Source organism: Candidatus Avoscillospira sp. LCP25S3_F1 (assembly GCF_052117125.1).
Classification (GTDB): domain Bacteria; phylum Bacillota; class Clostridia; order Oscillospirales; family Oscillospiraceae; genus Avoscillospira_A.
The window spans coordinates 1-21,220 of the sequence record NZ_JBQKJT010000009.1 but is presented as its reverse complement, the minus strand read 5'-3'; the positions used below and the strand labels follow the sequence as shown (position 1 = coordinate 21,220).

General features: G+C 53.7%; 21 protein-coding genes, 3 pseudogenes and 1 riboswitch. Of the genes and pseudogenes, 21 read left to right on the top strand and 3 right to left on the bottom strand.

Translation table 11 applies throughout. From position 1 onward, the window contains the following. Positions 1-36 precede the first annotated feature (36 nt). The gene (locus ACTQ33_RS09450; protein WP_441464190.1) at positions 37-1,686 is read right to left on the bottom strand and encodes a stalk domain-containing protein; all 1,650 of its coding nucleotides are present in this window, start codon (positions 1,684-1,686) and stop codon (positions 37-39) included. Between the two features lie 89 nt (positions 1,687-1,775). Continuing rightward, positions 1,776-3,758: a DNA gyrase/topoisomerase IV subunit B gene (locus ACTQ33_RS09445; RefSeq protein ID WP_441464188.1), complete on the bottom strand. Its 1,983-nt coding sequence runs from the start codon at positions 3,756-3,758 to the stop codon at positions 1,776-1,778. Between the two features lie 196 nt (positions 3,759-3,954). On the opposite strand from ACTQ33_RS09445, the gene ACTQ33_RS09440 reads away from it, so the two are divergent. The 3 genes from ACTQ33_RS09440 to ACTQ33_RS09430 all read left to right on the top strand — a co-directional run bounded on the left by ACTQ33_RS09440 (position 3,955) and on the right by ACTQ33_RS09430 (position 8,909). Then, entirely contained in the window at positions 3,955-5,439 is a 1,485-nt protein-coding gene (locus ACTQ33_RS09440; protein ID WP_441464186.1) for a DUF1846 domain-containing protein, read from the top strand. Between the two features lie 223 nt (positions 5,440-5,662). Continuing rightward, positions 5,663-6,922 (top strand): glycoside hydrolase family 3 N-terminal domain-containing protein, encoded by a 1,260-nt coding sequence (locus tag ACTQ33_RS09435; protein WP_441464184.1) that lies wholly within the window; start codon positions 5,663-5,665, stop codon positions 6,920-6,922. Positions 6,923-7,322: 400 nt separating this feature from the next. Next, a riboswitch (glycine riboswitch) is annotated at positions 7,323-7,423 on the top strand. A 127-nt stretch (positions 7,424-7,550) separates the two neighbouring features. Then, positions 7,551-8,909: an alanine/glycine:cation symporter family protein gene (locus tag ACTQ33_RS09430; protein ID WP_441464183.1), complete on the top strand. Its 1,359-nt coding sequence runs from the start codon at positions 7,551-7,553 to the stop codon at positions 8,907-8,909. A gap of 230 nt (positions 8,910-9,139) precedes the next feature. Here the strand turns inward: ACTQ33_RS09430 and ACTQ33_RS09425 are convergent, their stop codons facing one another. After that, positions 9,140-9,886: a tRNA lysidine(34) synthetase gene (locus tag ACTQ33_RS09425; protein ID WP_441464181.1), complete on the bottom strand. Its 747-nt coding sequence runs from the start codon at positions 9,884-9,886 to the stop codon at positions 9,140-9,142. 243 nt (positions 9,887-10,129) lie between these two features. Here ACTQ33_RS09425 and rplM point away from each other — a divergent pair, with 243 nt between their 5' ends. The 18 genes and pseudogenes from rplM (at position 10,130) to ACTQ33_RS09335 (ending at position 21,020) form a co-directional block, all read left to right on the top strand. After that, complete coding sequence (rplM, locus tag ACTQ33_RS09420; protein WP_441464179.1) at positions 10,130-10,561, top strand: 50S ribosomal protein L13; 432 nt, start codon at positions 10,130-10,132, stop codon at positions 10,559-10,561. An 18-nt stretch (positions 10,562-10,579) separates the two neighbouring features. Further along, positions 10,580-10,984 (top strand): 30S ribosomal protein S9, encoded by a 405-nt coding sequence (gene rpsI, locus ACTQ33_RS09415; protein WP_441464177.1) that lies wholly within the window; start codon positions 10,580-10,582, stop codon positions 10,982-10,984. A gap of 466 nt (positions 10,985-11,450) precedes the next feature. Then, complete coding sequence (locus tag ACTQ33_RS09410; RefSeq protein ID WP_062807365.1) at positions 11,451-12,272, top strand: ParA family protein; 822 nt, start codon at positions 11,451-11,453, stop codon at positions 12,270-12,272. Next, on the top strand, positions 12,229-13,155 hold the full coding sequence (locus ACTQ33_RS09405) for a ParB/RepB/Spo0J family partition protein (RefSeq protein WP_062807364.1): 927 nt from the start codon (positions 12,229-12,231) through the stop codon (positions 13,153-13,155). Before ACTQ33_RS09410 ends, ACTQ33_RS09405 begins: the two co-directional genes overlap by 44 nt. 12 nt (positions 13,156-13,167) lie before the next feature. Further along, positions 13,168-13,443, top strand: a complete 276-nt coding sequence (locus ACTQ33_RS09400) for a DUF5720 family protein (protein WP_068759160.1) — start codon at positions 13,168-13,170, stop codon at positions 13,441-13,443. A gap of 29 nt (positions 13,444-13,472) precedes the next feature. Next, positions 13,473-13,658, top strand: coding sequence for a hypothetical protein (locus ACTQ33_RS09395; protein ID WP_008982210.1), 186 nt, complete (start codon positions 13,473-13,475; stop codon positions 13,656-13,658). Positions 13,659-13,724: 66 nt separating this feature from the next. Next, a complete protein-coding gene (locus ACTQ33_RS09390) occupies positions 13,725-14,609 on the top strand; it encodes a DUF6017 domain-containing protein (RefSeq protein WP_262395767.1) in 885 nt (294 codons plus the stop codon). Positions 14,610-14,643: 34 nt separating this feature from the next. Beyond that, positions 14,644-15,390, top strand: a complete 747-nt coding sequence (locus ACTQ33_RS09385) for a BRO family protein (protein WP_062807363.1) — start codon at positions 14,644-14,646, stop codon at positions 15,388-15,390. A 22-nt stretch (positions 15,391-15,412) separates the two neighbouring features. Beyond that, a complete protein-coding gene (locus ACTQ33_RS09380; RefSeq protein WP_062807362.1) occupies positions 15,413-15,724 on the top strand; it encodes a DUF5720 family protein in 312 nt (103 codons plus the stop codon). A gap of 12 nt (positions 15,725-15,736) precedes the next feature. Then, positions 15,737-15,850, top strand: a pseudogene (locus ACTQ33_RS09375) (DUF4313 domain-containing protein); the annotation flags it as partial. Further along, positions 15,850-16,335 (top strand): annotated as a pseudogene (locus ACTQ33_RS09370) (DUF3849 domain-containing protein); the annotation flags it as partial. The pseudogenes ACTQ33_RS09375 and ACTQ33_RS09370, both read left to right, overlap by 1 nt. Then, positions 16,332-16,676 (top strand): plasmid mobilization protein, encoded by a 345-nt coding sequence (locus ACTQ33_RS09365; protein ID WP_441464426.1) that lies wholly within the window; start codon positions 16,332-16,334, stop codon positions 16,674-16,676. The pseudogene ACTQ33_RS09370 and the gene ACTQ33_RS09365, both read left to right, overlap by 4 nt. Positions 16,677-16,827: 151 nt before the next feature. After that, positions 16,828-17,130: a hypothetical protein gene (locus ACTQ33_RS09360; protein WP_062807341.1), complete on the top strand. Its 303-nt coding sequence runs from the start codon at positions 16,828-16,830 to the stop codon at positions 17,128-17,130. Beyond that, positions 17,127-17,426 carry a CD1845 family protein gene (locus tag ACTQ33_RS09355; RefSeq protein WP_062807340.1) on the top strand — a complete coding sequence of 100 codons (300 nt, stop codon included), beginning with the start codon at positions 17,127-17,129 and terminating at the stop codon, positions 17,424-17,426. Before ACTQ33_RS09360 ends, ACTQ33_RS09355 begins: the two co-directional genes overlap by 4 nt. Before the next feature lie 98 nt (positions 17,427-17,524). Next, positions 17,525-18,133 (top strand): type IV toxin-antitoxin system AbiEi family antitoxin domain-containing protein, encoded by a 609-nt coding sequence (locus ACTQ33_RS09350; protein ID WP_062807469.1) that lies wholly within the window; start codon positions 17,525-17,527, stop codon positions 18,131-18,133. Further along, a pseudogene (locus ACTQ33_RS09345) lies at positions 18,130-18,306 on the top strand (nucleotidyl transferase AbiEii/AbiGii toxin family protein); the annotation flags it as partial. The gene ACTQ33_RS09350 and the pseudogene ACTQ33_RS09345, both read left to right, overlap by 4 nt. Positions 18,307-18,954: 648 nt before the next feature. Beyond that, positions 18,955-19,788 (top strand): helix-turn-helix domain-containing protein, encoded by an 834-nt coding sequence (locus ACTQ33_RS09340; RefSeq protein ID WP_441464173.1) that lies wholly within the window; start codon positions 18,955-18,957, stop codon positions 19,786-19,788. 11 nt (positions 19,789-19,799) lie between these two features. Next, entirely contained in the window at positions 19,800-21,020 is a 1,221-nt protein-coding gene (locus ACTQ33_RS09335) for an MFS transporter (RefSeq protein ID WP_441464171.1), read from the top strand. The last annotated feature ends 200 nt before the right edge of the window (positions 21,021-21,220 follow it).

Sequence of the window (21,220 nt, the reverse complement as noted above, 5' to 3'; positions counted from 1 at the left end):
TACCGTCCTTTGGTAAAGTATAGTCAAACATCAAGTTTAAAAATATCCCACCTCTTCCAGTGCCATGGACACTGCTTCCGCCGGCGGCAGCGTCTCCACCGGCTCGTCGGTGACGCGGCGGCTTGTCGTCACCGACAATACGCCTTTGCACAGGTTTTTCAGATGGAATGTCAGCGTGGCCTGTCCACCGCTGTCGCGGCTGGAGAGGTCCAGGCCCAACACATAGTCGGCGCTTTCTACGGAGAGGGCGCCGGTGAAGTCACAGCGGCCGCCGCCCCGGTCGGTGAGTTGCAGATCAAGACCCACGGTTGGGGTTCCACTGTAATAGAACAGCGCCGCGTCGCTATAGGAACCAATTGTAACATTCTCCGCATGGAGGGTATAGGTAGAGCCGGACCGGGTAAACTGGTCGTCTCCCAGCACGGACAGCAGGAGGTTGAGTGAGGTATCCACGCCCTCGTAGCAATGAAAGGCGTAGAGATTGCCCATCTCCACATCCTGCATCTGGGACAGTAGAACCAGGTCCGTGACGGTCAGGGGCTCCGACCCATCCAGAACCGGCCAGCCCCAGTCCAACAGGTCGCCCAAAGGCTGTTCCAGCCAGGTAGTCTGGCCCATCATCAAATCGAGGAGGGGGTTCTGGATGTACAGCGTCTGTGTCTCGTTGTCATAGCGCAATTCCGCTTCCAGCCGTCCCAGCAGTCGGAGCACCGTCTCGTCCTCCGCCGACAGCGCCCCGCCCTCTGCGCCGTATTCCTCCAGCAGCAGGTCCATCAGCTCTGAAATATCCACTTCCAGCGTGGTCTGGAAGCCGTCGCCGTTGGTGAGCGTATCGGTTTTGGCGGTGGCGTTCAGGTGTTTATCCCCCTCGATGGTGTCAAACAGCGTCAGATCAAGGGCAATATCCGCCGTCTCCCGGTATGTTTCCGCCGGGTTTTGACGCAGCTGGATTTCCGACAGCAGGAGATTCAGCCGGGTCAGCCGGGAACCATACGTCTCCTCCAGGGAGACCGGGTCCAGGAGAACCACCGTCTGATAGTCGCTGTCCCACAGCACCGTCAGGCCCAACGCTTCGGCAAACAGCCGCACAGGCACAAAGGTGACACCGCCGGTCACATAGGAAGTGCTGGCCATGGAACAGAGCTTTGTCTCCCCCGCCCCGTCCGTGACGGCCACCGTATCATCGCCCACGGTATGAGTCAGGATACGGCCATCCTCCAGCGACGCCGTCATCACACCGCCGTCGTACGTCACCGCCGCGCCCATGGCTTCCAGCACCGGGCGCACAGGGGCCATAACGCTGCCGCCTTGGTTTTCCGGCCATACGGCGTCAAAGTCGATGCAGCGGTCGTTGTACTTGACGTTGATCCGCCCCGGCGCGCCGCCGGCGTCCGTCAGCTCCTGGGCCGGCCAGTCCGCGCTCCCGTTCTCCCAGTCGTCATACCCCCACAAATATCCCGCATCAAAACCTTCGGCATATCCGTCGTCGTAGCCTTCTTCCCTGGTACCGATGGGGGCAGGCTCAGCTTCTCCGGCCTCCCAGGCGGCGACGCCGTCGGCGTAGCCCGCTTCAAAGCCCTCGTTATAGCCGTCCCAGTATTCGTCTGAATATGCCGCGCCTGCGGGAATGGTGCATGTGCCTGCCAGGGTCAGTGCCAAAACAATCGCGAACCATCGTTTCTTCATGTCGATCATCCTTTCCCAATATGCAGTTTCTTCCATCTTAATACCGTTCCCCCGGAACGGGACCATTCATAGCGGCGTGGCAGACGGGATTACGAGATATCCGCCAGCTCTAAATACTTATATCCGTTTTCGGCGATGTGGTCTTTGCGGCCCGGCAGGTTGTCGCCCAACAGCAGGTCGAAGACCTGGGCCGTCTTTTCCGCGTCCTCGGGCATAACCTTGATGAGGCGGCGGGTCTCCGGGTTCATGGTGGTCATCCACATCATTTCCGGCTCGTTCTCGCCCAATCCCTTGGAGCGGTTGACCGTATATTTTTTGCCCTCCAGCTCCTTTAAAATGGCGTTCTTTTCGGCGTCAGAGTAAGCAAACCACGTTTTATCCTTGGTACTGATCTCAAAGAGAGGCGACTCGGCGATGTAGACATACCCCTCCCGAATCAAGGTGGGCACCAGCCGGTAGAGCATGGTGAGAATCAGAGTGCGAATCTGGAAGCCGTCCACATCGGCATCGGTGCAGATGACGATTTTATTCCAGCGGAGGCTGTCCAGGTCGAACTCGGCCAAATCCTTGACCCGCTTGTCCCGGACCTCCACGCCGCAGCCCATGACCCGCAGCAGGTCGGTGATGATCTCGCTCTTGAAGATACGGCCATAGTCGGCCTTGAGGCAGTTGAGAATCTTGCCGCGGACCGGCATGATGCCCTGGAACTCCGCGTCGCGGCTCAGCTTGACCGAGCCCATGGCGCTGTCGCCCTCGACGATGTAGAGTTCCCGCTTGTCCCGGTCCTTGGTGCGGCAGTCCACGAACTTCTGGACCCGGTTGGAAATATCCAGGTTGCCCGACAGCTTCTTTTTAATGGAGAGCCGGGCCTTTTCCGCCGATTCCCGGCTGCGCTTGTTGACCAGGACCTGGTCCACGATGCGGTCGGCCTCGGCCTTGTTTTCAATGAAATAGACCTGGAGGTTGGCCCGGAAGAACTCCACCATGGCCTCCTGGACAAACTTGTTGGTGATGGCCTTTTTCGTCTGGTTCTCGTAGGACGTCTGGGTGGAGAAGCAGTTGGTCACCAGCACCAGGCAGTCGGCCACATCCTGAAAGGTGATTTTCGATTCGTTCTTGGTGTACTTGCCCACGGATTTAATATAGGCGTCGATGGCATAGACGAAGGCGTTTCGGACGGCCTTGTCCGGCGCGCCGCCGTACTCCAGCCAGGAGGAGTTGTGGTAGTACTCGAGACGGCTCACCTGATTGGAGAAGCAGAAGGCAGCGGAGATTTTCACCTTGTAGTCGTTCATGTCGGCCCGGTCCCGGCCCTTGCGCTCGGCCTCCCAGAACTGGGGCATGGTCATGGCCTTGCCCTCGGTCAGCTCCGTCACATAGTCCAGGATGCCCTGCTGGTAGCAGAACTCCGTTGTCTCAAACTTGCCGTCCTTCTCGCTGCGGAACCGGAACGTGACGCCGGCGTTGACCACGGCCTGTCGTTTGAGGACGTCGAGGAAGAATTCCTCGGGGATGTCGATATCGGTGAACACCTGCAAATCCGGCAGCCAGCGGAATTTGGAGCCGGTCTTCTTTCCACTGTAGGGGGTTTTCTCCATTTCTCCGGCGATTTCGCCCTCCTCGAAATGGAGCTTGTACTCGAAGCCGTCGCGGTGGATAACGGCGTCGAACCACTTGGAGGCGTACTGGGTGGCGCAGGCGCCCAGGCCGTTGAGGCCCAGGGAGTATTCATAGTCGCCGCCGGCGTTGTTCTGGTACTTGCCGCCGGCGTAGAGCTCGCAGAACACCAGCTCCCAGTTGTACTTCTGTTCGGTCTCGTTCCAGTCCACGGGACAGCCGCGGCCAAAGTCCTCCACCTCGATGGAGTGGTCGGCGTACCGGGTGACGATGACTGTATCGCCGTGGCCCTCCCGGGCCTCGTCGATGGCGTTGGACAGGATTTCAAATACGGCGTGTTCGCAGCCCTCCAGGCCGTCGGAGCCAAAAATAACGGCCGGACGCTTGCGCACCCGGTCGGCGCCCTTCAATGCGGAGATGCTGTCGTTGCCATAGGCTTGTTTTTGATTCTTCATTGGGATTCCTCGTCATAGTCGTTGGCATTTCTTACATTTGATTATAGTAATTCCCACCGCAAAAGTCAAGAAAGCAGCAAAATCCTCGGCCTCGGCCCGTAAAATCCGTGAAAAATGCCGTGTTGCATTTTGCCGGATTTCCGGGTATGATGAAACCATATGTGAAAACTTCCACGGTGCAAAGGAGACGATACGCATGAGAAGGATCGGGTTCGACAATCAAAAATATCTGGAGCTGCAATCCAAGCGCATTCTGGAGCGGGTGGATTCCTTTGGCGGCAAGCTATATTTGGAATTCGGCGGCAAGCTCTTTGACGACTACCATGCCAGCCGGGTCCTGCCGGGCTTTGAGCCGGACAGCAAACTGAAAATGCTGTTGCAGCTGAAGGACCACGCGGAAATCGTCATCGCCATCAACGCCGCCGACATCGAGTCCAGCAAGCGCCGGGCCGACCTAGGTATCACCTACGATCAGGACGTCATGCGTCTGGTGGACGTATTCCGGGACGTGGGTCTCTATGTGGGCAGCGTTGTCATGACCCAGTACCACAGCCAGCGGGCCGCCGAGCAGTTCGCCCAGAAGCTCCAGAATCTCGGCGTCAAGGTCTACCGTCACTACAGTATACCCGATTACCCTTCCAACATTCCCCTCATCGTCTCCGACGAGGGCTTCGGCAAGAATGAGTATATTGAAACGTCCCGCCCCGTGGTGGTGGTGACGGCCCCCGGCCCCGGCAGCGGCAAAATGGCCACCTGCCTCAGCCAGCTCTACCATGAGCACAAGCGTGGCATCCAGGCAGGCTATGCCAAGTACGAGACATTCCCCATCTGGAACATCCCCCTCAAGCATCCGGTCAACCTGGCCTACGAGGCCGCCACCGCCGATCTCAGCGACGTCAATATGATCGACCCCTTCCATCTGGACGCCTACGGTGAGACGACGGTCAACTACAACCGGGACATCGAGATTTTCCCGGTGCTGGAAGCCATGTTCAAAAAAATCTACGGTACCTGCCCCTACAAGAGCCCCACGGATATGGGCGTCAACATGGCGGGCAACGCCATCATTGACGACGAAGTCTGCCGCGAGGCTTCCCGCCAGGAGATCATCCGCCGCTACTTCGCCGCCGCCTGCGGCAAGGTCCGCGGCACTTCCACCGCCGCCGAGGTCCAGAAGATCGAAATGCTCATGAGCAGCCTGGACCTGACCCCCGAGTCCCGGCCCTGCGTCGCCCCGGCCCTGGCCCGGGCCGAGCAGACCGGCGGCCCGGCCCTGGCCATCGAGCTGCCCGACGGCACCATCGTCACCGGCAAAACCTCCAAACTCCTGGGCGCCTCGTCCGCTGCCCTGCTCAATGCCCTCAAGCACCTGGGCAACATCAACGACCGGATTGAGCTGATCTCCCCGGCCATCATCGCCCCCATTCAGCATTTGAAGGTGGAGCACCTGGGCAACCGGAACCCCCGCCTCCACACCGACGAGGTGCTCATTGCCCTGAGCATGTGCGCCGTCACCAACCCCACCGCCGAGATCGCCATGGAGCAGCTCAACAACCTCAAGGGCTGCCAGGTCCATTCCTCGGTCATCCTCTCCCCTGTGGACGAGAATGTTTTTAAGAAGCTGGGCTGCAACGTCACCTGCGAGCCGGTCTACCAGTCCCACCGGCTGTATCATAAGTAAGGGTTTTTCCGGGGCGCCGCCCCGGACCCCGCCAGGGACGCTGTCCCTGGACCCTGCGATTTTTTGAAAATAATCGGGTAAAACTTTCTATGGCCATGGATTTCTCCGAAATCCATGGCCAGAATTATTCATTTGTTCACAAATGCGCTCTTGTAATTTTTCGCTCTACCCTGTAGAATGGTGGTGCAATTTTTGCGAGTTTGATAGAAACGAGGTAGTTCCCATGGGAAAAGGCGTTAAGATTTTTCTCGTCTCACTGCTGGGCTTCTGCGTCCTCATCGGCGCAGTCTGCATCATCGTGCCCCTGGCCCGCAGCGGCAAACCCAATATTCCCTCCCAGTTCAACCCGGTCACCGACGGCACCGACAACAGCACAACCGGTGATACCGCCGACACCACCACGGACACCGGCGACACGGCCACCACGGAACCGGAGCCGGAGCCCGAGTCGGAATTTGTGACCAAGGCCCGGAAGACCGTGGAAACCATGTCCCTGGAGGAACAGGTCTACCAGCTGTTTATGGTGACGCCGGAAGCTATTACCGGCGTCGATACAGCCACCGTGGCCGGCGACGCCACCAAAGCCGCCCTGGAGCAATACCCTGTCGGCGGCATCGTCTACTTCGCCAAGAATCTGGAGAGCGTAGACCAAATCAAAACCCTGCTTTCCACCACCCAGTCCTATGCAAAGACTCCCCTGCTCCTGGGCGTGGACGAGGAAGGCGGCACCGTATCCCGGCTGGGCAGCCGCGGTCTGGGCGTGACGAAGCTGGACGATATGGCCTCCTATAACGACCCCCAGCAGGTCCACGCCATGGGCAAGACGTTGGGCGATGAGCTGCTGGCCCTGGGCTTCAATCTGGACTTTGCCCCCGTGGCCGACGTGTCCACCAGCGGTTCCGCCATCGGCGACCGGTCCTTCTCCGACGACGCCGAGACGGCCGCCAGCCTGGTCGGCTCCATGGTGGCGGGCATGCAGGAGTCCGGTATCCTCTGCACCCTCAAGCACTTCCCCGGCCTGGGCGGCGTCTCCGCCGACACCCACAACGGCGCAGCCTCCACCGACGCCACCCTGGAGCAGCTGAAGGAAAAGGACTTTCTCCCCTTCCAGGCCGGTATCGACGCCGGCGCCCCCATGGTCATGGTGAGCCATCTGTCGGTACCCGCTGTCACCGGCGACGACCGCCCCGCCAGCCTGTCTGCATCCATCATCGACAATTTACTGCGCAAGGAGCTGGGCTTTAACGGCGTTGTAGTCACCGACGCCCTCAACATGGAGGCCATCACCGACCATTTCACCGCCGCCGAAGCCGCCGTCCAGGCGCTGGAGGCCGGCGCCGACCTGCTGCTGATGCCCGAGGATTTTCAGGCCGCCGTGGACGGCGTCCTTCACGCCATCGACACCGGTTCCCTGCCCCAGGACACCGTCACCGACAGCGTGGTCCGCGTTTTGGCCATGAAGTACGAGTACGGCATCGCCTGATGCGTTTGACAGCGCACAAAATTCCATCACCGATGGACTTGACACGGCATTTGGGTAATGTTATAGTTTAATAGAACAAAGCGGCGCTGCCGGAAGGCAGCGCCGTATACCGCAGCAAGTGAAGTTTGCAGGAAAAAGGTAATACGGTGACCCCACCGTGGTGTTGTCGCCATACGGCAGCTCCGCACATTTTGGCAAGAGTTCTCGGCGAGGATTTTTGTGCCGCAAAAAAGTGTAGCTTCGCAGGAATACTGGATGTATTGCAAGAAGCTGCACTGCATTTGCGGTGCAAAAGGACCGGCGAGAACCGAAGCCACAAATGGGTGGAGTTGCCGCAAACAAACCTTGCCGAAGGAGCAAAACTCTCAGGCGTTTCCCCCGGGAAATGAGGACTGCAAACGGATGTGGCTCTGGAGAAGCTCCCCCAGCGGGAGTGCCGAAGGTGCAACGCGCGGCCATGGGCCGCGGGAATCTCTCAGGCAAAAGGACAGAGTTTGGTACAAGGGTCTGCCGCACCGTTGGTGCAGGTTCGGGCCGTTGTCCATCCGGAGCCGACTGACGCCCACGCGGGCGCAGCCGGTTTTTTTATTTGATTTGGCGGAATCCAAAGAGAAAAGGAAGACCCCCCATGCACCTCATTGAAACCATCGTCGGATTTGTCAACACGGTCCTCTGGGACTACGCCCTGCTGTTCCTGCTGGTAGCCACGGGCATTTTCTTTACCGTGCGCCTGGGCTTTATCCAGATCCGCCGCTTTGGAGAAGGACTGCGGCGGCTGTTCGGCGGCTTTTCCCTGTCGGGCAAAAAGGCCGGCAAGGACGGCATGTCCTCCTTCCAGGCCCTGACCACCGCCATTGCCGCCCAGGTGGGCACCGGCAACATCACCGGCTGCGCCACCGCTCTGTTCTCCGGCGGCCCCGGCGCCATCTTCTGGATGTGGGTCAGTGCCTTTTTCGGCATGGCCACCATCTACGCCGAGGCCATTCTGGCCCAGAAGTTCAAGACCGTGGACGCCCAGGGCCATGTGACCGGCGGCCCCATCTACTACATCCGCGCCGCCTTCACCGGTAAGTTCGGCAAATTCCTGGCGGGCTTTTTCTCCGCAGCCATCATCCTGGCCCTGGGCTTCATGGGCAACATGGTCCAGTCCAACTCCATCAGCGACGCGTTCCACACGGCCTTCGGCGTCCCCAAACTCGTCATGGGTATCATCGCCGCCGTCATCGCCGGCTTTATTTTCCTGGGCGGCGTCAGCCGGATCGCCGCGTTCACCGAAAAGCTGGTGCCCATCATGGCCATCTTTTACATCCTGGGCTGCGGCGCCATTCTCGTCATCAACCACAGCGCCCTCTTGGACGCCTTCCGCTCCATCTTCGTCTGCGCGTTCCAGCCGGAAGCCATGTTCGGCGGCGCGTTGGGTCTGAGCATGAAAGAGGCCATGCGCTACGGCGTGGCCCGGGGTCTGTTCTCCAATGAGGCCGGTATGGGCTCCACCCCCCACGCCCACGCCATGGCCAAGGTGGAGCACCCCCACGACCAAGGCGTCATCGCCATGATCGGCGTCTTCCTGGATACCTTTGTGGTCCTGACCCTGACGGCCCTGGTCATTCTGACCTCCGGCCTTCTGGAGCCTGTCACCGGCTCCCTCCAGGGCACCGCCCTGGCCCAGGCCGCTTTCAATGCTGCCTTCGGCTCCTTCGGCAACGCCTTTGTGGCCGTCTGCATGCTGTTCTTCGCCTTCTCCACCATCATCGGCTGGTACTTCTTCGGCAAGACCAACGTCCAGGCCCTGTTCGGCAAACACGGCGTTGTCTTCTATACCCTGCTGGTGCTGGTCTTCATCGTCATCGGCTCCACCCAGAAGGTGGACCTCGTCTGGAGCCTGTCCGACATGTTCAACGGCCTTATGGTCCTGCCCAACCTCATCGGCCTCCTGGCCCTCAGCGGCCTGGTGGTCCGCATCAGCCGCAGCAAGGATACGCTGTAAGGGATGCGGTCAGGGATTTCGCCCGCTGCGGCGGGCGACCGGGGCTTTGCCCCTGGACCCCACGATTTTTTGAAAAAAATCGAGTAAAACTTTTATCTGGCGGCGGATTACAGAGTCTATATAGCATTGTGGCCATGGATTCCCACGGAATCCATGGCCATTGAACGTTTTTAGTCAATTTTTTTACAAAAAATTGCAGGGGTCCAGGGGACGGCGTCCCCTGGGAACTCTCATTCAATATCGGGCAGCGGGCGTCTGCCGTGGTCAACCGGTCCCCACTCCGGCAGGGGCAGCCGCTGCATGGCGCCGAAAATCCGGGCCTTCAAGTCGGGATAGGTGGCGGACAGATCGTAAATGAGCTGTTTGATCTCCTCCCGTTTGGTGTGCTTGTCGGCGGGGCAGGTGTTGTGGACCACGGGCAGGCGCATACGCTCGGCGAAATGGCTGACGGTCTTCTCACTGAGGTACAGCATGGGCCGGATTTGGGTGACGCCGGTGCGATCCAGGTACGTCACCGGCTGGAAGCAGCTGATGCGCCCCTCGAAGATCAGGGACATGACGAAGGTTTCCACGGCGTCGTCGTAGTGGTGGCCCAGGGCAATTTTGGTGATGCCCCGGTCCAGGATGGCCTCATTGAGGGCGCCCCGGCGCATTTTGGCGCACATGGAGCAGGGGTTTTTCTCCTTGCGGTGTTCAAAGATGACGGGGGCGATCTGGGTGTCGATCTTGGTATAGGGCACGTTCAGGCGGCGGCACAATTCGGCCACCTGGGAGAAGTCCATCCCCTCCAGCCCCATGTCGATGGTCAGGGCCTCCAGGGAGAACCCCGCCGGATGAAACTCCCGCAGGCCCGCCAGCAGCGTCAACAGGGTCAGGGAGTCTTTGCCGCCGGACACGCCCACGGCGATTTTGTCCCCCGGCTGAATCATTTGATAGTCGTCCACACAGCGGCGGACCAGTCCAAGTAGCTTCTGCATAGAAAAAATCCTTTTCAAATGTAATTTGCCTTTTGAGCATATAAGAGAAAATGAGAGATATTGTGAGAAAACGAGAGTTCTCTCCGCGCAAAATAAAAATGTTGCCGTTTGGCGGTTGACACAAAAGCGCCGTTGTGGTATAAAATACAGGCGCGGTTGTGCAGATTATTGTAATCGCGCCCAATGAATTTGTCAAAATTTTTATTTTGGGAAGCCAGACTTCCCGATTATGGAGGAAATACTATGTCCACTACTATGGCAAAGAAGGAGACCGTCCAGAGAAAATGGTACGTTCTCGACGCTGCCGGCAAGCCCCTGGGCCGCACGGCTGCCACCGCTGCCAAGCTGCTGCGCGGCAAGCACAAGGTTGATTTTACCCCCAACGTTGACTGCGGCGATTTCGTCATCATTGTCAACACCGACAAGGCCATTCTGACCGGCAAGAAGATGGAAGATAAGTACTATCGTCATCACACCGGCTGGATCGGCGGTCTGAAAGAAGTGAAGTACCGTCTGCTGATGGAGCAGCGCCCCGAGTTCGCCATGGAGCTGGCTGTCAAGGGCATGCTGCCCAAGAACTCCATTGGCCGCAGCGCTCTGACCCGCCTGAAGCTGTACGCAGGTCCCGAGCACAACAACGCCGCACAGAAGCCCGAAGCCTGGACTTTGGACTAATTCAGGAGGTAACAGACTATGTACGAGAGCAAGAAGCAGTATCATTACGGCACCGGCCGCCGCAAGTCCTCTGTTGCCCGTGTGCGCCTGTACGAGGGCGGCACCGGCTCCATCGTGATCAACGGCCGTGATATCGACGATTATTTTGGTCTGGAGACCCTGAAGCTGCTGGTTCGTCAGCCCATGGCCACCACCAATACCCTGGGCAACCTGGACATCATCTGCACCGTTTCCGGCGGCGGCGTGTCCGGCCAGGCCGGCGCCATTCGTCATGGCGTTGCCCGCGCCCTGCTGAAGCTGAACCCCGAGTATCGCCCTGCTCTGAAGGCCGCCGGCCTGCTGACCCGCGATCCTCGCATGAAAGAGCGTAAGAAGTACGGTCTCAAGGCAGCACGTCGTGCACCTCAGTTCAGCAAGAGATAATCTGCTGTTCAAACCGTATCAAAATGGTTCAAAAACCCCGGAAAATCAAGGTTTTCCGGGGTTTTACTGTATCTAAACGGGCTGATATGGTTTGACCAAATTTGGCAAATCAAGAGCCGTTTTCACCCAATTTTTAGTGGTTAAATATAGGACAACCGGCAAAAATGGGGGTAAAAAAAGGGGTTAGTGGTTAAATTATAGGACAACCGAGAGCCGATTTTGGGGGTGTTTTTCGTCCCTCCTTTCCCTCGTTTTGGGCTGTGGCAGTTTGACATAGTTTGACCTAATTTGAATAATTGAATATGAATTTGATATAGCACTCAGTATAAAATGACTGGGTGCTTTTTTCATTTCAGGAACTCGTATTCCGGCGATAGAAAGAGCCGTCACTTCACTTTTTATTTTGGAGTGGCGGCTTTTTCTATTTCCAGAAGCAACAGCAACAATTAGAAATGAGGTGAAGTCAATGAACACGCAAATCATTGCCATTGCCAACCAGAAGGGCGGCGTTGGCAAAACCACTACCTGTGCCAATCTTGGAATCGGTTTGGCGCAGGCTGGAAAGAAAGTCCTGCTGATCGACGGAGACCCGCAAGGTAGCCTGACGATCAGCCTGGGCAATCCTCAGCCGGACAAGCTGCCCTTTACGCTGTCGGACGCTATGGGGCGTATCTTGATGGATGAGCCGCTTCGTCCCGGCGAGGGTATCCTGCACCACCCAGAGGGTGTAGACCTGATGCCTGCGGACATCCAGTTATCCGGTATGGAGGTATCCCTGGTAAATGCCATGAGCCGTGAGACTATCTTGCGGCAATATCTGGACACGCTGAAGGGGCAATACTCCCATATTCTCATCGACTGCCAGCCCTCCCTGGGGATGCTCACAGTCAATGCGCTGGCCGCTGCGAACAGGATCATAATTCCCGTTCAGGCGGAGTATCTGTCCGCCAAAGGGCTGGAACAGCTGCTCTCCACGGTAAACAAGGTAAAGCGGCAGATCAACCCCAAGCTCCAGATAGACGGTATCCTGCTGACGATGGTTGACAGCCGAACCAACTTTGCCAAAGAGATCTCCGCACTTTTGCGAGAGACCTATGGCAGCAAGATCAAAGTATTCGGCACAGAGATTCCCCATTCTGTCCGGGCAAAGGAAATCAGCGCAGAGGGAAAAAGCATTTTTGCCCATGACCCCGGCGGCAAGGTGGCAGAGGGCTACAAAAATCTGACGAAGGAGGTGTTGAAACTTGAAAAGCAGCGCGAAAAAAATAGAGCTGGCCTCGGTAGATGATCTGTTCTCCACCGAAGAAGGCCGCCAGGATGCAAAGCTGGAAAAGATTCAGGAAATTCCGTTGTCTGAACTGCATCCGTTCAAGAACCACCCATTCAAAGTCAAGGATGACGAAGCAATGATGGAGACCGCTGACAGTATCAAGCAGTATGGCGTTCTGGTTCCGGCCATTGCCCGACCGGACCCGGAGGGTGGCTATGAGCTGGTAGCCGGACACAGGCGGCACAGAGCCAGTGAGCTGGCAGAAAAGGAGACTATGCCGGTCATTGTTCGGGATTTGGATGATGATGCCGCCACGATTATTATGGTTGACAGCAACTTGCAGCGAGAAAGCCTTCTTCCAAGCGAAAGAGCATTTGCTTATAAAATGAAGCTAGATGCCATTAAGCACCAAGGAGCCAGGACGGATTTAACTTCGGCCCAAGTTGGGCCGAAGTTGACTGCGGCAGAAAAAATCGCGGAGAACAGTCCAGATAGCAAATCACAGATTAAGAGATTTATCCGTCTGACAGAGCTGATTCCTGAATTGATGGATATGGTGGATGAAAAGAAGATCGCCCTGAACCCTGCCTATGAGCTGTCCTTTCTTAAAAAAGAGGAACAGGTAGACCTGCTGGACGCGATGGACAGCGAACAGGCTACCCCTTCCCTTTCCCAAGCCCAGCGGCTCAAGAAATACAGTCAGGAGGGGCATCTGACCCTCGATATGATGCGCGTCATCATGGGTGAGGAAAAGAAAAGCGATCTGGATCGAGTGACATTTACCTCTGACACCTTGCGGAAGTATTTCCCCAAAAGCTATACGCCCCAGCGGATGCAGGAAACCATCATCAAGCTACTGGAGGCATGGCAGAAAAAGCGTCAGAGAGACCAGGAACGATGAAAGGAGCCGCCTATGAGGGATATTTCAGCCCGTGAGCTGAAAGGACACAACATTCTCGCCGTAGGGAGGTTTTGGGATAATACCCGCTGGATGATCGAGTTTTCCGTCCTGCGTCCCAGCACTGCTTACGGCAGCCCCGGAGATGAAATGCGGTTGTTTTTGACTGAGGACGGGTATCAGGCCGCCCTGCAAAGCCAGCAGCGCCGGGAGATCAAGATCAAGCGTTACGCTCGTGTGATTGAGGGACATATCCTCGATTTCAAACCGGGAAAACGCCGCCGCTCATAAACCCATACAACGAAAGGAAAGGAATGACTATGTGTACGGTAAAGGAAATTCAAGAAGCAATCCGGGAAGATTGCAAATCTCAGCATGACATGGATTCAACGGATATTGACCGCGTGATGCAAACACTTCCTTTCGCCCAGGAGGAGCCATTTACAGAGGCGCGTCCCCAAAAGCCGCTGTTTTGGTTCTATGCAAGAAAATTTGAAAAGCGTTGAACACCGCAATTCTTTGAAATGAGGATTGCGGTTTTTTGTACCCAAAATTCGGAAGGAGTGAGGTCGATGGCCGTTTTTCGCATTGAACGGACCCGTGATTATACCGTGATGAGCAATCATCATTTACGAAATGCAAACCTGTCGTTAAAAGCCAAGGGGCTGCTTTCCATGATGCTGTCGCTGCCGGAGGATTGGAATTACACCACCCGTGGCCTTGCAAAGATCTGTAAGGAGGGCGTGGATGCCATAGGTGCTGCCCTGCGTGAACTGGAAGGAGCCGGATATATCGTGCGCCATCAGAGACGCGATAAAAGTGGGCGGATCACAGATACCGAGTATGTCATCTATGAACAGCCCCAGCCAGATATGTCCCAGCCGGATACGGCTTCACCAGATACGGAAAACCCGGATATGGTAAAACCGGATATGGTAAAACCGGATACGGAAAAGCCCGCAGAATTAAATATAGAGAAATCAAATACAGAAAAATCAATTACTTATGGATCAAGTACCGATTCCATTCCCTTCCGGGAAACAGCGGCGGCAAGACCGCCGGAACGGAAAGGAAGGGATGCGATGTCTGTCACAGAGATAGAAAATTATCGGGAGTTGATTTTGGAGAATATCGAGTATGACTGCTTGAAGCAGCGTTATCCTCTCTACCTGGATGACCTGAATGAGATCGTAGAGCTGTTGGTTGAAACGGTCTGTGCCAAACGAAAGACTACCCGGATCTCTGGGGCAGACTTCCCTCACGAGATCGTGCGTTCCCGTTTTTTGAAACTGGACAGCTCCCACATCGAGTTTGTCATGGACTGTCTGCAAAAGAATACCACCCAGGTACGCAACATGAAGCAGTACCTGCTTGCAGTGCTGTTCAATGCGCCTACCACCATGAACAATCACTTCACTTCATTGGTCAACCACGATATGCACGCAGGCGGCTGGTAAAGGCCGCCTTTTATCATGCCAAAGGAGGCACGACATGAACCAGATGGAAATTTTCAAAAACCCGGAGTTTGGCAGTATCCGGGTCATCGAAGAAAACGGCAAATACCTGTTCTGCGGAACGGATGTGGCTGGCGCTTTGGGGTACAGCAATCCCCGCGATGCAATTATCCGCCATTGTAGGTATGTCGTGAAACGCGACGCACCTCACCCACAAAGCCCTGACCGCAAAATCAGTATGACTTTTATCCCCGAAGGAGATTTGTACCGCCTAATCGTTCACAGCAAATTGCCATCGGCAGAACGGTTTGAACGGTGGGTGTTCGATGAGGTCCTGCCTACCATTCGTAAGCACGGGGCCTATCTCACAAAAGAGAAGCTGTGGGAGGTAGCTACTTCCCCGGAGGCTCTGATGAAGCTCTGCTCAGACTTGTTGGCTGAGCGTGAAGCGAATATTTCTCTGCGTAAGGAAAATGCACAGCTGGAGGGCAAAGCCGCTTTCTATGACCTGTTCATCGACTTAAAACACAGCACCAATCTCAGGACTACCGCCAAAGAGTTGGATGTTCCGGAGCGCCGGTTTGTCCGGTTTCTGATAGAACGGCGGTTTGTGTACCGCACGGCATCCGGCAATGTGCTGCCTTATGCCAATGTGAAAAATGCGGGGCTGTTTTGCGTCAAAGACTACTGCAATCACGGTCATACCGGTTCTTACACGCTGGTTACGCCCCAGGGCAAGCTCTACTTTGCCCAGCTGCGGGAGATGATCTTGCTGGTCTCATAAGAACGGAAAGGAAGTGGGTTTTATGCAGGAAAGCAAAACAATCGGTCAGCTGATGGAGGAAATGCGCCAGAAAGCCGGGGCGCAGAACTACCACGGCCATGACTACATGGATCTCCAGCGATTTGCGGAGAACACACGGCACATGATTATTTTTGATGTGCTGACGCATGATTCCCCGGTGGGCTGGAAAGGAGAACGGACCCGCCTGTTTTTGTCAGATATAGGCTATGAAAAAGCTCTGGACAGTCAGGCAAAGGGGCAGATCAAGATTCTCAGCCATGCAAAGGTCAGAAATGGAGATTTGTTTTATGACCACAAAGAACAGATACGATAGGAGGAATCTGATATGAATGAGGAAAAGAAAGTACCCTTCAAGTGGGAATATGGGGAAGAAACCATATCACTGCAACTTGGGATGTATGCGAATAATCAGCGGCTTTATATCGGCATGATTACCCATATCCCTACTCTGCCGCCTATGCGAGAGAACATGGGGAGCTGGAGCAGTACCGAACTTCCAACAATGTAAATCTCCAATGCAAGGAGTCCATTGAAGCGGCGGTGCGGGAACACTTCGACGGAATGTATCTCAGTCACGATGCGGCAAAGGGTGTGATCGAGAACTATGGCATGGAGCGTGTGGCGCTGGTCCTTGCCAACACCGTCCAGCTTCAGGACTGGGATGGGCGTTACTCCCGACGCAATAAGGAATGGGCTAAGACCATTCCCAACGATAATCCCGAAACTGTCCGTTGTGGTTATGTCCTGAACAGCCACCCTGCTGTACTGGATGGTTTTATTGATTTGGTGCGAGAAGAACAGCAGCTCAGCCGTACTCAGGGAGAAAAGATACAACCGTCCCGTCCCTCTGTACGGGATAAGCTCAAGCAGGAACTGCCTGCCCACAAGCCTGCCGCCCCGAAGAAACGGGAACCGGAGCGATAACTATGGCAAAGCGTAAGCGGGATGTTCCGGTGCTGTTTTGGGTATCCGCAGAGGAACTGGAGCTGATCCATCAAAAGATGCAGCAATACGGGACAGAAAATTTGAGTGCCTATCTGCGGAAAATGGCACTGGATGGGTATGTGGTGCAGCTGGATCTGCCGGAACTGAAGGAGCTGGTCTCCCTGATGCGCCGAAGCAGCAACAACTTGAATCAGCTGACCCGTAAAGTGCATGAGACCGGGCGGGTTTATGATGCTGATTTGGAGGATATATCCCAGCGGCAGGAACAACTGTGGGAGGGGGTGAAGGAAATCCTTACCCAGCTTTCTAAACTTTCATAACAGGGAAAGATACTCCATTTGCGGAGGGAGGAACGGCGTTTCTTCGCCGCATCTCCCTCCGCTTTTTCTTTTTGCCGGTATCCTTGTCTTTTGCCTGTCCGTACCGGATAATATGAGTAGAGCAAGAAGCGTAGCAAAGGAGTGAAAACAGATGCTGACCTTTGAAAAAGTGTTGGAGATTTTTGCGGACTATCTGGCCGCAGACGAGACCACCGAAGTTTATATCAGCCGTCATGGATGTGTAAGGGTTGAATTTGACCAAGACTTTCGCTATTGCACCGGCGAGGTGTGCCATACTCCCAAGGAACTGTTCGACCTCTTAGCTGATGATTACCGGACTTATCTGGAGATTGAACTGACCAAAGGTAAACGGGAAGTGACGGAAGATGATGAGAGAGAAGCAGATGCCCTGTGTAAACGGCATCTGGAGCGTTGGAAGGAGGAACTGGAATGAAGATTTTGAAATGCCTGTTGATGATCGTAACTGCGCCGGTTATTTTGGTGCTGACACTTTTTGTCTGGCTCTGCACGGGGCTGATCTACATATCCGGTCTGGTGCTTGGTCTGTTCAGCATGGTGATTGCTCTGCTTGGCGTGGCTGTGCTGATTACCTATTCCCCGCAGAACGGTGTGATTTTGCTGGTTATGGCATTTTTGATTAGCCCGATGGGGCTGCCGCTGGCTGCGATCTGGCTGCTGGGCAAGGTGCAGAGTTTGAAATTTGCAATTCAGGAGTTGGTTTATGGATAAAATACGCAAAACTATAAAAAATGATACACGGTGGATCTATAATTACCTTATTTACTTTCGTGCTATATTCGTGTATAATAGTAGCACGAAAGGAAGTGATGATCGTGACCAGATCAGAACGGTTTGAGCAATTAGACAGACTTCTGACCGAGCATGATGGGATGCTACAAACTGCGCAGGTAATTGCCAGCGGAATTGTAAAGCCCATTTTTTATGAATATGTTAAAGAGAAAAATCTTCAACAGGTTGCCCATGGTATTTATGTCTCCGAAGATGCCTGGGTAGATGCTATGTTCCTTTTGCATCTGCGGTGTAATCAGGCAGTGTTTTCCCATGAATCGGCCTTGTTTTTTCATGATTTGACTGACAGAGAACCCTCCAAATATTCTGTTACAGTACGGCGTGGTTATAGTCCGACTCGCTTAAAAGCAGAAGGGCTATCTGTTTACACCATGAAGCCAGAGTTATTTGATGTTGGGTTGTCCAGCGGTCAGACACCTTTTGGGCATACCGTACCGGTTTATGATATGGAGCGAACGATCTGTGATTTGCTCAGAAGCCGCAGTAGAATTGAAATTCAAACCTTTCAGGGGGCATTGAAAGCGTATGCTCGTAGAAAAGATAAGAACCTGCGAGCTTTAATGCAATATGCTGGGATGTTCAAGGTGGAAAAAATTTTACGACAGTATTTGGAGGTACTTTTATGATAAAAACAGCAAGGCAGCTTAAAGATTTAATACGAAACCTTTCCAGAGAAAAATCCGCAGATGCTCAGATTTTAATGAGGAACTACATGATGGAGCGTTTTTTGGAGCGTATTTCTCTTTCTGAGTATCGTGATAAGTTTATCTTGAAGGGTGGTATGTTGGTAGCGGCTATCGGTGCAATTCTTTGGTTTATATCACAACTAATAAGTCACACAGAACTTGATGAAATTGCTGTGTTGGCTGCGATTTCTGATTTTGCTGAGGGTGCAGCGATGGGAGCGCTGTTTGTGGGTCTCATCATTACAAGCAGATATGGTAACAGAATAAGAGCGTTTAAGCGGCGCTTGCTTAAACGCAGGTAAAAAAGTGTTTATGTTCTGTTATTCGATATTCTATTTTGGGCGACTGCCATGCGGCGGCTTTGAGCAATCAAGACCGCCGCTTTCTATTCATATAAGATTCACAAAGCTAAGCTTGTAGATCTCATGTGAATAGAGCGGGGCGGCAGCACTCCTTGCTGTCGCCCCTTGATTGCCTATCTGCAAAGGCGGTCAGAGCTTTCAACGGCGGCGCATATGCGCCATTCATCTTGACCGTTGACTGACTCGGCTAACTTTGCTATCTATTAAATGTCTTTAGCTTTCATGCGTTCCATTTCTGCCTGCTTAATTTTCTTGTATTTGTTGCGGCTTGTTCCCCAATCTCCAAAAAACAGAGTGTTTAGAATGACAAACGGGAATGATATGGCCAATTCCGCAAGAATAATAAAACAAATAAATTGCAAAGATGGTATTCTATGTTCTGGAAAGGAGGGAGCATGAATGGAAGATCAAACAGTTCTCAACATCGAGTCAGTCATCGACTTTATAGAGAACAATTTAAGCAAAAAGCTGGATTTGGAAACTGTGGCTTCCGGGGTCCATTATTCCAAATACTATGTGCATCGAATGTTTTCAGAAATGCTGGGTATGACGATTCATGATTATGTGCAGAGGAGACAATTAACTGAGGCTGCAAAATTGCTGGTATTTTCAGCTAAGCCAATTTTAGAAATTGCGTTGACTTGCGGCTACGAAAGTCAGCAAGCATTTACGACAGTTTTCAAGGCTATGTATAAAATTCCTCCAGCTGAATATCGAGAACGTCAAGAATTTTATCCACTCCAACTACGGTTTTCTTTAGAACCTAGGAAGCTGCGTAAAATATTTTCTTCTGCAGATATTCGGATGGCGGATGAGTCTGATATTCCGGGGTGGATGTGGCTTGTCCGGCTGGTGGTGGACGGGTATCCTGTTTTGAATGAAAATGATTATTTGCAAAAGCTGCGAACCTGTATTGACGAACAACGGGCATTGATTCTAAAAGACGGAAATACAACGATTGGTGTGCTGGCCTTTTCCTATAACACCGGTAGTATTGAATTTATGGGTGTTCATCCGCAATACCGAAATTACGGTCTACAGAAACTCTTTTTGGATCAGCTTATGGAAAAGTACCTTCCAGGGCAAGAAATTAGTACAACCACGTATCGAGAACACGATAAAGCAGATACCGGCTACCGCAAAGAATTGGAACTGCTTGGTTTTGCGGAGCGGGAACTATTGATAGAGTTTGGATACCCTACGCAACGTTTTGTGCTTCCACCTTCAGAATAGGAGGAAGTCAAATGCACACAACACAAGACAAGTGGAAAAGTCGGGCAATTTTGTTCCTTATCAGCCAGTCGATTACGCTGTTCGGTTCTACACTGGTTCAGATGGCGATTGTTTGGTATGTCACACTGAATACATCTTCTGGTGTATGGGTGGCCGCATTCAGTGTATGCTCCTATCTGCCAGAATTTTTGATCTCCTTTTTTGGAGGTGTTTGGGCGGACAGGTATCATAGGAAAAAACTGATCATTGGGGCAGATTTCGTCATCGCAATGGTTACGCTTGCCATGATGCTGCTTATGCCATATATAGCGGATCAGCTTCTTCTCTGGACTCTACTCCTTATGTCTGTCCTGCGATCTTTGGGCGCTGGCGTACAAACACCTGCGGTCAACGCTGTGATCCCCCAGCTCGTTCCTGGGGAGCAGCTCATGCGATTTAATGGTATCAATGCAACCATGCAATCGGTTGTTCGGTTTGCAGCTCCGGCGGCAGCAGGTGTTGTTCTGACAATCAGCACCTTACGTTCAACACTTTCCATAGACGTTCTGACAGCTGTGCTGGGAATTGGACTTTTATCCTGCGTTTTGATTCCCTATGAACGAGAGCAACTGAAAGAAACCTCTATATTGACGGATTTGAAAGCTGGTATTTCTTATGCCTTTTCTGAAAAGCTGATTGGTAGACTGCTAATCATTTATGGCTTGTTTGTATTTCTGTGTGTTCCAGCCGGATTTCTTGCGGGCCTTTTGGTGAGCAGAGTTTACGGCGATACCTATGGCTATTTGACCGTGGTGGAGCTGGTGGGATTTGCAGGCATGATGTTAGGCGGCCTTTTAATGAGTACATGGGGCGGCTTCAAAAGTCGAAAAAAAACACTGTTGTTTGGATTAGCCATATTTGGAACAATGGCCATCTTGATGGGACTATCTACGAATTTTATTTTTTATCTTGCATTGATGGCTCTGTATGGTGTGGCCTTAACAATAGTACAAACGGCAATCACGACACTATTACAGGAAAAAACAGAAACTTCCATGCAAGGCCGTGTATTTGGTCTGCTCGGCTCCATGTATTCCGGGTGTATGCCTATTGGAATGGCAATTTTTGGCCCTCTTGCCGATGTGATTCCCTTACAGTGGATTATGATTGCATCTGGCATTGCGTTAATTGTCATTGCGGTAATTTCCCGCCTTGACCGTCGGTTTTGGGGCATTTCTTATACTGAAAATTAAAAGTTTGCTTACCTGCCGGACGACGGCAAAAGAAAAAAGCCGTCGTACAGCAGCCCATTTAACACGCCCATACGACCAGCGGCGGCTTTGAGTAACACCGCCGGGGCCGGATGTCAGTGACAAGCTGAACGGCTCCGCCACCCTTGACATCCGCCACCACCGGCGTTATGTTGTTGAAAAGGCGAAACGGCGGCAGCCGG